Annotated in this window: 12 protein-coding genes; 9 read left to right on the forward strand and 3 right to left on the reverse strand. The window is 71.2% G+C overall.

Annotated features, from left to right (window positions below; translation table 11 throughout):
• Nucleotides 1-84 precede the first annotated feature (84 nt).
• Nucleotides 85-1,605, reverse strand: coding sequence for a carboxypeptidase M32 (locus tag VKT83_05835; GenBank protein HLY21970.1), 1,521 nt, complete (start codon nt 1,603-1,605; stop codon nt 85-87).
• Nucleotides 1,606-1,760: 155 nt separating this feature from the next.
• Between VKT83_05835 and VKT83_05840 the strand changes: the two genes are divergently transcribed.
• Nucleotides 1,761-2,522 (forward strand): creatininase family protein, encoded by a 762-nt coding sequence (locus VKT83_05840; GenBank protein ID HLY21971.1) that lies wholly within the window; start codon nt 1,761-1,763, stop codon nt 2,520-2,522.
• Nucleotides 2,523-2,531: 9 nt separating this feature from the next.
• Entirely contained in the window at nt 2,532-3,524 is a 993-nt protein-coding gene (locus VKT83_05845) for an LLM class F420-dependent oxidoreductase (GenBank protein HLY21972.1), read from the forward strand.
• Here VKT83_05845 and VKT83_05850 read toward each other — a convergent pair.
• The gene (locus VKT83_05850) at nt 3,521-4,075 is read right to left on the reverse strand and encodes a DUF488 domain-containing protein (protein ID HLY21973.1); all 555 of its coding nucleotides are present in this window, start codon (nt 4,073-4,075) and stop codon (nt 3,521-3,523) included. The two genes, VKT83_05845 and VKT83_05850, sit on opposite strands and share 4 nt — an antisense overlap.
• 274 nt (nt 4,076-4,349) lie before the next feature.
• Here VKT83_05850 and VKT83_05855 point away from each other — a divergent pair, with 274 nt between their 5' ends.
• The 7 genes from VKT83_05855 (at nt 4,350) to VKT83_05885 (ending at nt 13,913) form a co-directional block, all read left to right on the forward strand.
• On the forward strand, nt 4,350-5,567 hold the full coding sequence (locus VKT83_05855) for an NAD(P)/FAD-dependent oxidoreductase (protein ID HLY21974.1): 1,218 nt from the start codon (nt 4,350-4,352) through the stop codon (nt 5,565-5,567).
• A 109-nt stretch (nt 5,568-5,676) separates the two neighbouring features.
• Entirely contained in the window at nt 5,677-7,149 is a 1,473-nt protein-coding gene (locus tag VKT83_05860; GenBank protein ID HLY21975.1) for an FAD-linked oxidase C-terminal domain-containing protein, read from the forward strand.
• A gap of 5 nt (nt 7,150-7,154) precedes the next feature.
• A complete protein-coding gene (locus VKT83_05865) occupies nt 7,155-8,444 on the forward strand; it encodes a (Fe-S)-binding protein (protein ID HLY21976.1) in 1,290 nt (429 codons plus the stop codon).
• Complete coding sequence (locus VKT83_05870; GenBank protein ID HLY21977.1) at nt 8,441-9,850, forward strand: FAD-binding oxidoreductase; 1,410 nt, start codon at nt 8,441-8,443, stop codon at nt 9,848-9,850. Before VKT83_05865 ends, VKT83_05870 begins: the two co-directional genes overlap by 4 nt.
• Nucleotides 9,838-11,448 (forward strand): MDR family MFS transporter, encoded by a 1,611-nt coding sequence (locus tag VKT83_05875; GenBank protein ID HLY21978.1) that lies wholly within the window; start codon nt 9,838-9,840, stop codon nt 11,446-11,448. Before VKT83_05870 ends, VKT83_05875 begins: the two co-directional genes overlap by 13 nt.
• Before the next feature lie 30 nt (nt 11,449-11,478).
• A complete protein-coding gene (locus tag VKT83_05880; GenBank protein ID HLY21979.1) occupies nt 11,479-13,614 on the forward strand; it encodes an alpha-amylase/4-alpha-glucanotransferase domain-containing protein in 2,136 nt (711 codons plus the stop codon).
• 65 nt (nt 13,615-13,679) lie between these two features.
• Nucleotides 13,680-13,913 carry a hypothetical protein gene (locus VKT83_05885; GenBank protein ID HLY21980.1) on the forward strand — a complete coding sequence of 78 codons (234 nt, stop codon included), beginning with the start codon at nt 13,680-13,682 and terminating at the stop codon, nt 13,911-13,913.
• On the opposite strand, the gene VKT83_05890 is transcribed toward VKT83_05885, so the two are convergent.
• Nucleotides 13,894-14,949: a 4-hydroxythreonine-4-phosphate dehydrogenase PdxA gene (locus VKT83_05890; protein ID HLY21981.1), complete on the reverse strand. Its 1,056-nt coding sequence runs from the start codon at nt 14,947-14,949 to the stop codon at nt 13,894-13,896. The genes VKT83_05885 and VKT83_05890 overlap by 20 nt on opposite strands.
• Nucleotide 14,950 lies beyond the last annotated feature (1 nt).

Raw genomic sequence — 14,950 nt, forward strand, 5'->3', positions numbered from 1 at the left:
ACGCCGAAAGACGCGCATATCACCGCATTGGGAATTTCCCCCGCCGCCCCCGCGGGGAAACGTACGCGGCGCGGGCGGGCCCCGTTACGCCGGCAGCCCGTAGAGGTCGGTGAACTTGGCGCGCAGATAGCCCACGTACGGCTCGGCCGTCAGCACGGAGCCCGTCGCGCGCTGGAGCAGCTCGGAGGGCAGGAACTTGCGGCCGTGCACGTAGACGTGGTCCCGCATCCACCCGTAGAGCGCGGCGAAGCGTCCCGCGCGGATGTCGTCCAGGAGCGACGGGTGTGCGCGGCGCGCGGCGTCGAACAGCTGCGCCGATGCCACGTTGCCGAGGGTGTAGGAGGGGAAGGAGCCGACCAGCCCGCTCGACCAGTGGATATCTTGCAGCACGCCGTCGGTGTCGTCGGGCGGCGTGAGGCCGAGAAAGGTGCGCATCCGGCCCCCCCAGGCCTCCGGCAGATCCCGGACCGCCAGGTCACCGGTCAGCAGCGCCTTTTCAAGCTCGAACCGCAGCACGATGTGCAGATTGTATGTGACCTCGTCGGCACTCACGCGGATCAGTCCCGGCTCGACGTGGTTTACCGCCCGGTAGACGCGCTCGGCGTCGGCCGACTCGAGCTGCTCCGGGAACGCCCGGCGGAGAAGCGGAAACGCGTACTCCCAAAACGCGCGGCTGCGGCCGACAAGGTTCTCCCACATGCGCGACTGGGACTCGTGGATGCCGCTGCCGGCGCCCTCGGCGAGCGGCGACCGCTCCAGCGCCGGCGCGGTGCCCTGGCTGTACATCGCGTGCCCCGATTCGTGAAACACGCCGAACACCGCGGACAGGCGCCGGCCGTAGCGCGTGGTGATCCGCACGTCGTCGCGATGAAACTTCGTGGAGAACGGATGCGCGGACAGGTCCAGCCGTCCGCGCCGCGTGTCGTAGCCGAACGCCTCCACCATCTCGAGCGCGAACGTCCGCTGCGCCGCTTCGTCGAAGCCGGCATCGAGCACGGCCGGATCCACGGCGCCGGCCCGCGACGCGATTCCCCGCACCAGCGGCACCACGACCTCGAGAAGGCGCCCGAACAGCGTCTCCAGCTCGCGCGCCGTCACGCCGGGATCGTAGCGGTCCACGAGGGCGTCGTAGGGATGCCCGGCGTAGCCGATGTACTCCGCCTCCCGCCGGGCGAGCCGGAACACTTCCTCGAGATGCGGCCTGAAGACGGCGAAGTCGTTCGTCCGCCGCGCCTCCCGCCAGACGTGCGTCGCGACCGCCGAGACGCGCCGCTGCTCGGCCACGAACTCCGCCGGCAGCTTCGCGGCGCGGTCGAGGTCGCGGCGCGTCACCCGGACGAGGGCCGCGTCGTCTGACGCCGGATCGGCGCCGCGCGCGGCGGCCTCCGCCGCGTCGAGCAGGCGCCGGCTCTCGTCCGCCACGAGACGCTCATGGGCGAGACGCGCGAGCGTCGCGAGCTGAAGCGCGCGGCCTTCCGCCCCGCCGGGCGGCATCAGGGTCTCCTGGTCCCAGCGGAGAATCGCCGCCGCCGCTCTGAGATCGGCGATCGTCGCGAGGTGCGATCGAAGCGCCGCAACCGCCCGGCCGGGCGCGCTGTCGCTCATGGCGTTCCTCCTCGTCCGAACGGCGTCTGCGGGCCGGCGGCCCGCGCGGCTGCGCGGCGCGGGAGAGCCCCGCGGCCGCCGCGAAGGCCATTTCGGGAGCATCGTGGCGATGCCTTCGCCGCCGCGCGCCCGATCCGCCGTCGAGGAGTGGACCGATGCGAAATACCGTGCTGCTCGAAGAAATGACGTGGCCGGAGGTGCGCGACGCGATCGCGGCCGGGAAGCGTCGGGTCATCGTCATGCTGGCCGCGATGGAACAGCACGGACCGCACCTGCCGATCGGGACGGACACGTATCTCGGCTACGCGACCGGCGTCCGCCTCGCCCGCCGGCTCGGAGATGCGCTCGTCGCGCCGGTGATTACGATCGGCTATTCCGCGGGACACCTGCCGATGGCCGGGACGGTGAGCATCGAGGAATCCACGCTCGAGACCGTGATCGAAGACGTCTGCCGGTCGCTGGCCCGCCACGGCTTCCGCGAGGTGATTCTGCTCTGCAGCCACGGCGGCAACTATCGCGCGCTGCGGAACGTGCTGCCGCGCCTGCGCGACGAGCATTCGGCGCTGCGGATCTCGGCCGTCACGGACTTCGATGAGTGGCTGCAGCAGACGCGGGCCTTCGCCGCGCGCGAGGGGCTCGACATGGCGAAACTCGGCGTCCACGCGGCGCAGGGGGAAACGTCCCTCATGCTCGCGCACCGGCCCGATCTCGTCGAGATGGAGAACGCGTGCGAAGGCTTTACCGGCGACGCCTCGATCCGGTGGCGCTCGAAGGTCCCGCCGCCGATGGACACGATGAGCCCCACCGGAATTTTGGGCGACGCGAGGGGCTCGACCGCGGAACTGGGCGAGAAGATGTTCGCGGAGCGGATCGAGCGCCTGGCGTCGATGATCGAAGCCGGCGACATGGCCCGGTAGGCGGGCACGATGCCTCCCACCGTCGGCCCCGCGCGCTCTCGACGCGCGCCGATGATGTTCGGATTCCACATGCCCAAGTTCACGTTTCCCGGAGTGCCCGCCAGCGGTCTATGGGATCGCGTCGTCGAGAATGCCCTCGCGGCGGAGCGGGCGGGCTTCGACTTCGTCACGGTGATGGACCACTTCTATCAGATCGGCGTGGTCGGCGCGGACACCGATCCCATGCTCGAGGCGTACACGACGCTCGGCGCGCTGGCCGCCCGCACGTCGCGCGTCGGGCTCGGGACGCTCGTCACCGGAGTGACGTACCGGAATCCGGCGCTGCTCGCGAAGATGGTGACCACGCTGGACATGATCTCCAAGGGCCGCGCGCTGATGGGCATCGGAGCGGCCTGGAACGAAGCGGAGCATCGAGGGTACGGCTTTGAGTTTCCGCCCGTCCGCGAGCGGATGGACCGGCTCGATGAGGCCCTGACCATCATCAGGAGCATGTTCCGCGAGGAGCGCCCGTCCTTCCAAGGCCGGTACTATCGGATCGAGCGCGCGCTCAACAGTCCCCGGCCGATCCAGCCCGGCGGGCCGAAGATTCTCATCGGCGGGGGCGGAGAGAAACGGACCCTCCGATTGCTCGCGCGGCACGGCGACATCGGCCACTGGTTCGGCGGCGACTTGGAGGGTCTGAAGCGGAAGAAGGAGATCTTCGGGCGCCACTGCGAGGCCGAAGGGCGAGACCCTTCTGCGGTGCTTCTGACCGTCGGCAGCGGGCTTCTGCTGGTCCGAAGCGAGCACGACGCCGCGTCCGCGCTCGAGGGCATTCCGGCCGCGCGGCGGCGCATGGTCCATCCCGCCACGCTTCCCCAGGCCGCCGAACTGCTCGGCAGGTACGTCGACGCGGGATTCGGCGGTTTCACGTTCGACAATGTGGCGCTGGCCGCTCCCGACTCGATCGAACTCGCCGGCGAGTTGATCACAATGATGCGGGGGAGAGAGAGCGCGGTTTAGGGCCGGCCGCGTCGAACGCGCTCTGCCGGCGCCGGCGGCCCGGGATACGTGACCCGTCCGCCCTCAACACGTGCCCACGGGGTCGGCTTGTGCGTGGTGCCCTTGCCCGGGCCCATGATGTCGAGCACGTCGTCGCCGCGCGCAATGAGCGCGTCGGCCACGAGCGAGCGGTGGCAGCGCCAGGGCACCGCCTCGGCGCACATGATCGCGACGGGACCGGCGTCCCGCGCGAGCGCGCGCAGTTCCCTCAGGGCCTCCGCGAACTCCGGTGTCTCCATATAATCGGCGAACCCGCGGAATCCCGTGTTCCGCCACGCCGTGTTGGTCGAGTCCGGGCGCGGCTTCCGTAACCCCCCAAGCGCCTTCATGTGCCGGTAGCGGATGCGCCGGTTGGGCAGGATGCGCCGCAGACTCTCGGCGTTGAACTGCGGCACGTGGCGCGAGCGAGGCACCGTCCGGATGTCGACCAGCGTGCGGACGCCGAAGCTGCGCAGCGCCTCGACCAGCTCGTCGAGAGACCGTGTGGAGTGCCCGATCGTGTAGATACGCATCGGGTCGCTCTTTCCCACGCCCGCGTCCCGGCCCTGCCGACGCTTCGACGCGCTGGTCGGCGGGTGAAGACAGGTGTTATTGGCCGGTTTTAGTAGGTGCTACCACTCGGCGTGCGGTGGCTGCTCACCGCGAGCGCGGTGAGCGAGGATGGTAGAGCCGCCGGCCTGCGTCAGGCACGCGTGAGGGCCGGGGGCTCCGCCCCCGGCCCTCAAGCCAGGCTTGCCGCCCGGCGCAGGGCCGGAGCGGCGGCACTGCGAACCGATTGGGCACCACATGACCGAGACGGCAAATATCGTCATCGTTGGGGCCGGCCAGGCGGGGCTCGCACTCAGCCACGAGCTCGCGGCCGCGGCGGTCGACCATACCGTTTTGGAGCGCGGCCGTGTGGGCGAGACGTGGCGCGGCCGCTGGAACAGCTTCTGCCTCGTGATTCCCAACTGGACCGTCCGGCTGCCGGGCTACTCGTACGGCGGTGATCCCGACGGCTTCATGCCTCGGGACGAGATCGTGGCGCATCTCCAGGGGTACGCACGCAGCTTCGAGGCGCCCGTGCGCGAGGACATCAACGTCACGGCGCTCGAACAGGCGGACTCGGGCGGCTTTCTGGTGCGCACGTCGTCGGGCGAGATCCGGGCCCGCCAGGTCGTCCTCGCCGCCGGCGCCTATCAGAGACCGCACCGGCCCGCCGCCGCGGCGCAGCTCCCCGCATCGCTTCACGTGATCGATGCCGAGCAGTACACGCAGCCCGGCGCGCTGCCCGCGGGCCCGGCGCTCGTGGTCGGGAGCGGCCAGACCGGGTGCCAGCTCGCCGAGGAGCTCCGCGAGGCGGGCCGGGAGACCTACCTGGCCTGCGGGCGCGCTCCCTGGGCGCCCCGGCGCCTCGACGGGCGCGACATCATCGCCTGGATCGACGAGACGCCGTTCATGGACATGACCCTCTCCGACCTCCCCAGTCCGCTCGCGCGGCTCGGCGCCAATGTGCAGGCGAGCGGCCGCGGCGGCGGCCACGACTGCCACTACCGGACGCTGCAGACGCTCGGTGTGCGCCTGCTGGGCCACCTCACGGGCATCGAGGACGGCGTCGCGTACTTTGCGCCGGATGCGGCCGAGTCGGTCGCGTTCGGCGACGCCCGGTACGCCGATATCTGCGGCCTCATCCGCAAAGCGTGCGCGGCGCGCGGCGTGAAGCCGCCGGAGATGCCGCCGCCGGCGCCGTTTCAGGCCGATCCGCTGGACCGCCTGAAGCTCGACCGGCTCGGCGCGGTCGTGTTCACCTCGGGGTTTCGGCCGGACTACGGGCGCTGGGTCAGACTGCCGTCGGCGTTCGACGAGATGGGGTTCCCGATCCAACGCAACGGCTCGAGCACGGTGATCCCCGGGTTGCATTTCATGGGCGTGCACTTTCAGCGCAAGCGCAAGTCCGCAACGTTCCTCGGTGTCGCGGAGGACGCGGCCGTCCTCGCCGAGACGATCGCGTCGGCGGCGCGCTGACACCACACCGCGCGGGGTCCGCGCGGGATCATCGCCGGCCGGCCCGCTCCCGGGCGCCGGCCCCGCGGCAGGCCGTGCGCCGCCGCGCGTCTGTTATACTGAAATGGCCGTGAGTCTCGCCGAACTCCGCATTCGTATTGCCGATCGCGGTGCGCTGGCCGCCGCCCTCGAGGACGCGCTCGGGCGGGAGCGCGTCCTCGCGCAGCCCGTCGACCTCCTGGCCTACGAGTACGACGGCTCGGTCCTGGCCGCGGTGCCGGATCTTGTCGTGTTTCCAACCTCGACGGACGACGTCGCGGCAATCGTGCGCGCGGCCGGACGGTTCCGGGTACCGCTGATCGCACGCGGGTCGGGGACGGGGCTCTCCGGCGGCGCGATTACGCCGATCGGCGGGGTCGTTGTCGCAATGACCAAGATGCGGCGCATCTTCTCGATCGACCTCGACAATCGCATCGCGGTCGTGCAGCCCGGCGTCATCAACCTCGACGTCACGCGCGCGGTCGAGGGCGACGGCTACTTCTACGCGCCCGATCCGAGCAGCCAGTCGGCCTGCAGCATCGGCGGCAATGTCGCGAACAACAGCGGCGGCGTGCACACCCTCGCGTTCGGCGTGACGACCAACCACGTGCTGGGACTCGAGATGGTGATGGCCGACGGCTCCGTCGCTCAGCTCGGCGGGCGCGGCCCCGACGAACCGGGACTCGACCTCGCCGGCCTGGCCGTCGGATCGGAAGGTACCATCGGCATCGTGACCGCGGTCACCGTCCGGCTGTTGCGCCGCCGGGAGACGGTCCGGACGATGCTCGGCATCTTCGAGACCATCGAAGACGCGAGTCAGGCCGTCGCCGACATCATCGCATCCGGCATCGGGCCGACGTCCCTCGAGATGATCGACCAGTTGACGGCGCAGGCCGTCGAGCCCGCGGTCCACGCGGGCCTGCCACTCGACGCCGGGGCGGTCCTTTTGATTGAAGTCGAGGGCGTGCGGGAAGGGCTTGCGCGGTGCGCCCGAACGGTCGAAGACTTGTGCCGGACCAACCGGGCCCGCGAGGTCCGCACCGCGCGCACCGAGGAGGAGCGCCACCTCTACTGGGCGGCGCGCAAGGGCGCGTTCGGCGCCATGGGCCGGCTCGCCCCGAACTACTACCTCCACGACGCCGTCGTGCCGCGAAGCCAGCTGCCCGCGATCATGCATCAGATCGGGGAAATCGCGCGGCGGTACAACATCCGCGTCGCGAACGTGTTTCACGCCGGCGACGGCAACGTGCATCCGCTCATTCCGTACGACGCGACGGCCCCCGGTGAAACCGACCGGGTGATGCAGGCGAGCGAGGAGATGCTCTCCGCATGCGTCGCCGCCGGCGGCAGCCTCAGCGGAGAGCACGGGATCGGCTTCGAAAAGAACAACTACATGCCCTGGATCTTCACCGACGCCGACCTCGGCGCGCAGCGGCGGCTCAAAGCCGCGTTCGACCCGGAGGACCGCATGAATCCATTCAAGGTGTTTCCGACGCCCGTCTCCTGCGGCGAGCTGCTCACACGGCGCCCGCCGCGGCTGGCGGCGTCGGGACTGTGGATTTGAGTACGATGGCGACGGCCGCCGCCCGTCCGATCCCGCGCCTGCTGATCCCCGAGCTGGACAAGTGCATCCAGTGCGGGTTCTGCCTGCCGGCCTGCCCGACGTACCGCATGCTCGGCGTCGAGACCGAGTCGCCGCGCGGCCGCATCCACCTGATCGAGGCGGCGGCGCAGGGCCGGGTGCCGCTCGACGCGCGGCTCGAGGAGCACATGTACGTCTGCCTGGGCTGCCGCGCGTGCGAGACCGCGTGCCCGGCAGGGGTGCACTTCGGCACGATCATCGAAGCGGGGCGCGCGGAGGTCGGGCCGACCGGCTCCCCGCTCGCCAGACGTGTGACGCTCGCGGCGCTGCGCCACCTGATGCCGTATCCCGGACGCCTGCGCGCCGCGGCGGGACTGCTGCGCCTGTACCAGCGCAGCGGGCTCGGACGGCTCCTGCGACGGCTGCATCTGATGCCGGAGCGGCTCGGCGAGATGGAGGCCCTCCTCCCGGCGGTGCCGGACGGCGCGTTCGCACCGGAGCAGGAGGTGTTTCCCGCGATCGGCCCGCGGCGCGCCCGCGTGGGGCTGCTCGCCGGCTGCGCGATGAGCGTGCTCTTCCCGGAGTCCAACGAGGCGACGGTCCGCGTGCTGCGGCGCAACGGCTGCGAGGTCGTGATCCCGCGGGAGCAGACCTGCTGCGGCGCGCTCAACATCCACAACGGCGAGCGCGCGGCCGCCCAGGCGATGGCCCGCCGCAACATCGAAAGCTTCCTGCGCGCGGGTGTGGACGCGGTGGTCATCAACGCGGCCGGCTGCGGGGTGGCGAGCAAGGAATACCCGGTGCTGTTCCGCGACGACGACCCGGGGTACGTGCCCCGGGCCGAGGCGTTCAGCAGCCTGTGCCGCGACGCGACCGAGTTCCTCGCGGAGCTGGGCCTCGCCGGCGCGCTCGGCGAGATCCGCGCGCGCGCGACGTATCAGGACCCGTGCCATCTCGCGCACGGCCAGCGCATCCGCCGCCAGCCCCGCGAGCTGCTGCGCAAGATCCCGGGCCTCGAGCTCGTCGAGATGGACGGCGCGGACCACTGCTGCGGCAGCGCCGGCATCTACAACATCGTGCAGCCCGGCTACTCGCGGCAGATCCTCGAAGAGAAGATGCGCGCGGTGCTCCGGACCGGCGCAGACCTGCTGGTCGCGCCGAACCCGGGCTGCCTGCTGCAGCTCGCCGCCGGGATCCGCGCCCAGGGCATCCCGATGGAGGCGTGCCACGTGGTCGATCTGCTCGACCGGGCGTACACGGTGGCAGAGAACTCGTGAGCAGCGTGCCCCGCGCGCAGGACCGGGTCGGCGGCGCCTTCGTCTCGCGGGTCCGCGACATCGTCGGTGACGCGCATCTCACCGCCGATCCCGACCGCCTGGACGCGCGGCGCATCGACGGCGTGCGCCCCGGACTCTGGGCCGTGCCCGCGGACGCCGAGCAGATCGCGGCGCTGCTGACCGCCGCCGCGGAGGCCGGCGCCGGGGTGATCCCGTACGGCGGCGGGGCGCACCAGCACCTCGGCGTTCCGCCGGCGCGGGTCGATCTCGTCGTCGAGACGACCCGCCTCGCCGGCATCACCGACTACACGCCGGCCGACTACGTCGTAGCGGTTCGCGCCGGCACGCCGTTTCGAGACGTGCAAACCGCGCTCGCCGCCAACGGACAGTGGCTGCCGCTCGATCCACCGGGCGCCGCGGACGCCACGATCGGCGGCCTCGTTGCGGCAAACCGCAACGGTCCCCGCCGCCTCCTGTGGGGCTCGATCCGCGACCTCGTCATCGGGATCCGCGTCGCGCTGCCGACCGGCGAGGTGATCAAAGCGGGCGGCAAAGTGGTGAAAAACGTCGCCGGCTACGATCTGGCCAAGCTCTTCATCGGCTCGTTCGGCTCCTGCGGGGTCATCACCGACGTCACCTTCAAGATCCTGCCGCTCCCCGGCGAGGGCGTCACGGTCTTGGTGACGGTCGCGAACGCCGCGGCCGCGCACGCGCTCACCACCGCCGTGATGCGGTCGTATCTACTCCCGTCCGCGCTCGAGGCGGCGAGTCCCGACGCGCTGGCGATGCTGGCGCGGAGGGCCGGCCTGTCCCTGCCGGCGGGGACGGGCGCCTCCGGGACGGGCCGATGGGGCGTGCTACTCCTGGCCGAGGGCCTCGAGGAGAGCCGGACGCGTCACGTCGAGGAGATGCGGACGCTGACCGCCTCCGCCGGCGGTGCGGGCGCCGCGCTCGAGGTATACTCGGGGGCGCCCCACGACGCGCTGTGGCGCGCGGTGGCCGAGTTCCCGTCGCCGGCGTCTCACCCGGGGGGCGTCGTCTTCCGCGTCGGCACGCCGATCGCGCGGTGGCTCGACGCCGCCCAGGCCGTCCAGGCGGCGGCGGGCAACTCTCCGGCGGTCCTCGCCCACGCGGGTGTTGGATTGACCTACGTTGCGACCGCGCCGGGGGAGGCCGCCGCGCTCGCGGACGCGCTCGCGCGCGCGGCGGTCGCCGGACCCGCGTCCGCGGATCCGCCCGGCGGACTCGGCGGATATGCCGTCGTCGAGAGCGCGCCCACCCCGCTCAAAGCGAGTCTGCCGGTGTGGGGGCAGGCGCCTCCGGCCGTCGAGTTGATGCGCCGCCTGCGCGCGCAGTACGATCCAAAGGGCATCATGGTGCCGGGCCGGTTGGGATGGCTCTCGTAGCCGCCGGCGGCCGCGGCGCCGCGGCCGCCGCGCCGGTGTCCGCCCCGTCGCCGCCCACATCGCGGCGCGCCATCATCACGATCGCGGCGATGCTCGGCATGTTTCTCGCCGCGATGGACTCCACCGCGGTCGGCACGGCGATGCCGACCATCGTCGGCGCGTTCGGCGGCCTGGCGCTGTATTCGTGGGTATTCGCCGCGTACCAGATCGCGTTTGTCGTGACGACGCCGATCTTCGGCCGTCTCGCCGACGTCCACGGCCGGAAGCGCATCTACCTGACCGGCATCCTCTGGTTCGTCGCGGCGTCTGCGCTGTGCGGCTTCTCGCGCTCGATGGATCAACTCGTGCTCTTCCGGCTCCTGCAGGGCATCGGCGGCGGGGCGGTGCTGCCGATCGCCATGACGATCATCGCGGATCTGTTTCCAGTGCAGCAGCGGCTGCGGCTGCAGGGCTTGTTCAGCGGCGTGTGGGGCTTCGCGGCGATCATCGGTCCGCTGGTCGGCGGGTTCCTCGCCGATCACGGCGTGTGGCGCTGGATCTTTTTCCTCAACATTCCGGCGGGGCTGATCGCCACGCTCATCCTGACGTTCGCGTTCACCGAATCGAAGGCCAAAGGCCGCGGCACGATCGACTTTGCCGGCATCACCCTGCTCTCGACGGCGACGGTGGCCCTGCTGCTGCTCATGTACTGGGGCGGCCACGCGTTTCCGTGGCTGTCCGCGCCGGCCGCGGGCCTGGCCGCGCTCGTCGTGATCCTCACGCTGTTCTTCCTGCACGTCGAGACGCACACGGCCGAACCATTCATGCCGTTCAGCCTGTTCACGAACCGGATCATCACCGTGTGCTGCATCGGCGGCTTTGTCATCGGGATCAGCATCTTCGGCATGACGGCGTACGTGCCGCTGTTCATGCAGGGCGTGCTGGGATCGAGCGCCACGACCGCCGGGGAAGCGTTGATGCCGTACATGGTGATGTGGACGGTGGCCAGCATCGCGGGGGGCCGCCTCGCGCTGCGGTGGGGCTACCGTCCCCTGATGATGACCGGGATGACGCTGCTGGCGACGTCGCTGGCCCTGCTGACGCTGCTCACGGCCCGCACCCCGGCGGGGATCGTCTTCTTCGATATGTTCGTCCTTGGATGCGGGATGGGACTCGCGGCGACGCTGTTCATGGTGGCGATGCAGAACGCGGTACCGCGTCCGCTGCGCGGTGTCGTCACGGCGATCAACATCTTCGTGCGGAACCTCGGCAGCGTGATCGGTGTGAGCGCGCAGGGCGCGGTCCTCGTCGGCATCCTGGACGCGCGCCTCGCGCACCTGCCGCGGGACGTCCGGCTGGCGATGCCCCTGGACGTCGATCCGCGGGCGCTGCTCGATGCCGCGGGACAGGCCCGGGTCGGACCCCAGGCACATGAGGCCATCCGGCAGGCGCTCGCCCACGGCATTCACGGCGGCTTCGTGCTCGCGTTCTCACTTGTGACGATCGGCCTCGCGGCCGTTGTGTTCTATATGCCGTCGGGCAGCGTCATGGACCACACGGCGGACGACAACTTGCACATGTCCCAGCCGGTCGCAGCCGGTGGGGGGAACAACGGGTGAGGCGCGCGACGCTTCCACCCTGACGCACCCATGCACCGGCTCACGCTCTCCCTCGCCCTGCACAACCACCAGCCCGTCGGCAACTTCGACCACGTCTTCGCCGACGCGACCGAACGGTCGTATGCGCCGATGATCGCGGCGCTCGAACGGCACCCCGCGATCCGCGTCGCCCTGCACTATTCCGGTCCACTGCTCGACTGGTTCGGCGCGCACCGGCCGGACCTGATCACGCGTCTGCGGGCGCTCGTGGGGCGCGGACAGATCGAGTTGCTCACCGGCGCGTACTACGAGGCGATCCTCCCGATCGTGCCGGACGCGGACAAGCGGGGGCAGATCCTCAAGATGACCCGCGCCATCAGGACCGAGTTCGGCTACGCGGCCGACGGCCTCTGGCTCGCGGAGCGCGTATGGGAACCGCACCTTGCGCGTCCCCTCGGCGAGGCCGGGATCGCGTACACGATCGTGGACGACACGCACTTCCACGCGGTCGGCCTGGAAGACAAGCAGCTCCTCGGCTATTACGTCACGGAGGAAGAAGGCGTCCCCGTCGCGCTGTTTCCGAGCCTCCGGCGCCTGAGGTACCTCATCCCCTGGGTCTCGCCGGAGGAGGTCATCGACTACCTGCGCACACTCGCCGATACCGACGTCCGCCCGGAGGGCCGGGCGGAGCCGCTCGACCTCGCCCTCATGGGCGACGACGGCGAGAAGTTCGGGATGTGGCCGACGACGTACGCGCACTGCTGGGAGCGGGGCTGGGTCGACCGTTTCTTCGAGGCGCTCGAGACGACCCGCTGGATCGACCTCGTGCCCCCCGGCGACTACCGGCGCACCCACGACCCGGCCGGCGCGATCTACCTGCCGACGGCCACCTACGATGAGATGGCGGAGTGGGCGCTGCCGCCAACGCGCGCCGAGGCGCGGGCCAGCCTGCGCCACGACCTCGAGACCGGCGGCCGGGGCGATCTCGCGAGCCTCGTGCGCGGCGGGTTCTGGCGGCACTTCCTCGTCCGGTATCCCGAGGCCAACACGCTGCACCATCTCGCGCTGCGCGCGGGCCGCAAGGTGCACGCGATGCCCCCGGGTCCCGAACGCGAGCGGGCGCTCGACGAGCTGTGGAGCGGCGAGTGCAACTGCACCTACTGGCACGGCGTCTTCGGGGGCATCTACCTGCCGCACATCCGGGGCGCGGCGTTCGAGCATCTCATCGCCGCGGAGGCGGAGGCCGACCGGGCGCAGCACCCACGGCCGTACGCCGAGGCGTCGGCCGGCGATCTCAACGGGGACGGCCAGCCGGAACTCTATCTCGCCACCGGGCTCGACGTCTGCACCGTCGATCCGGCCCGGGGCGGCAGCATCGTGGAATGGGACGACCGATCGCGGAAACGGCACCTCGGCAACGTGCTCACGCGGCGGGCGGAAGCGTACCACGCCCGCGTGCGCCACGAGGCGCCCCCGCTCGAAGGCGCGGTCTCGATTCACGAGGCCGGCGACCGCCCTAAGGAGCCCGGCCTCGATCGCCTGCTCGTCTACGACCGCGTCCGCCGGACGACGCTGCGGACGTGGCTGTGGCCGGTGGAGGTGACTCGGGACGAAGTGTGGCGCGACGCCGCGGAGGACCTCGGCGGATTCGGCACCGCGCCGTACGCATGGCGGCTCGAGGAAACTCCCGAGGGGGCCACGGCCGTGCTGACGCGGCGCGCCCAAGTGGGCCAAGGGCACGCCACCCTCGAGCGCCGGATCGCCGTCGACGCGCGCACGCGCGGACTCACCCACGCGGCGCGCCTCGTCTGGGAAGGCCCCGGCGTGCTGCGCGCCGTCCTCGCCGAACAGTGGAGCCTCGGCCTCTTCGGCGGGCCCGAGCAGGTGTGGGCGGGCGCCGGCGGCGACTCCCGCGTCTCGTTGTGGGAGCCCGCCAACCTGCCGCGCGCCGCGGTGGTGCGCGCCGGCGAAACCTACTCCGGGCTGACGCTCGCGTTCACGCCGGAGCGCGCCGCGGACGTGTGGACGCTGCCGGTGTTCACGATCTCGAACTCCGAGTCGGGTTTCGAACGCAACCAGCAGGGCGCGATGCTCGTGTTGCGGTGGGAAATCGCGGTGCCCGCCGGAGCGGCATGGGAGCAGACGACCCGCGCCGGGGTCGAGGAGGCCTTCCATAAAGAATCGTGAAGGGCCGATCAAACGCCGGTCAAAAAGCGTAGGATGGAGGCAGGCGTCGATAGGAGCGTGAGAGCATGGCCCGTACAGCCGCGATCGCCGTCGTTCTGGTTCTGATGGCTCTATGCCGTCCCGGCACGATCGTCGCACCGAGTCCCGCGGCAGCGCAGTCCGCTCAGGTCTCGCCGCCGGCCACCGCCGAGGACGTCGCGAAGCTCCGGCAGAGCCTCGAGGAGCTGCGGGCGCAGCTCGCCGCGTTGAACCGGCGGCTCAACGCCATCGAAGAACAGCTCAACTCGATCCAGAAGTAAAGCCGCGCTGCGCCGCCGAGGCGGCCATCCGGCAGGCGATCCCGAACGCGCGGCTGAGCGCTTCGACGCTCGCCTTATTCTGACCGGCGATGTCGAATGCGGTGCCGTGCGCCGGCGTGGTGATTGGCACCGGCAACCCGCCCTGGACCGTGACGCCCCGGTCAAAGCCCATCAGCTTCAGGGCGATCTGCCCCTGGTCGTGGTACATCGTCAGGATGCCGTCGTACAGCCCCGCGAGCGCCCGCAGAAAGATGGTGTCGGCCGGAAACGGCCCGTCCATGGGCACGCCTTCCGCCCCGGCCTCGTGAATCGCCGGCGCGATGATGTCGAGCTCCTCGCGTCCGCACGTGCCGCCTTCGCCGGCGTGGGGGTTGAGCCCGGCCACGGCGATGCGCGGCCGCGCGACGCCGGCCGCCCGGAGCGAGCGATGGAGGAGGCGCGCCGCGTCCTTGATGCGCTCGCGGCTCAGCGTGCCGGCGACGTCTTTTAATGGAATGTGCGACGTGACGCGCGTGGTCCACAGGCCCTCGAGGACGTTCAGTTCGCAGACGTACCCGCGCACCCCGAGGTAATCGGCGAAGAAGTGCAGCTCGTCCGGAAACTTGAGGCCGGCCTGCTTCATCGCCAGCTTGTTGAGCGGGGCGAAGCAGAGGGCGTCGACCTCGCCTGCGCGCGCCGCGTCGAGACAGGTCCGAAGTGCGCGCAGCACCGATGCGCCGCCCGCGGCGTTGGCCACAGCGCGTGTGATCTCTTCCGGCCGCACGGTCTCGATCGCGCAGAAGCACGGGATGCCCGGCTCTTCGCGCGCCCGCTCCGCCCAGGCGCGGGCGTCTGCGATGGACGCGACCTCGTGAAGCGCCGTCCGCGTGCCGGCGACGCGCTGCCCGTCCTCCCACACCCAGCGGTCGCCGACCACGACGACGTGCGCCTGCCGCATCAGCTCGCCGCGCGCGATGAGCTTGGCGATCAGCTCCGGTCCGATCCCGGCGGGATCGCCCAGGGTGAGGGCCACGGCGGGTCGGGGGGCGCCGGCCATG

The sequence above is a fragment of the bacterium genome (assembly GCA_035308905.1).
GTDB lineage: Bacteria > Sysuimicrobiota > Sysuimicrobiia > Sysuimicrobiales > Segetimicrobiaceae > DASSJF01.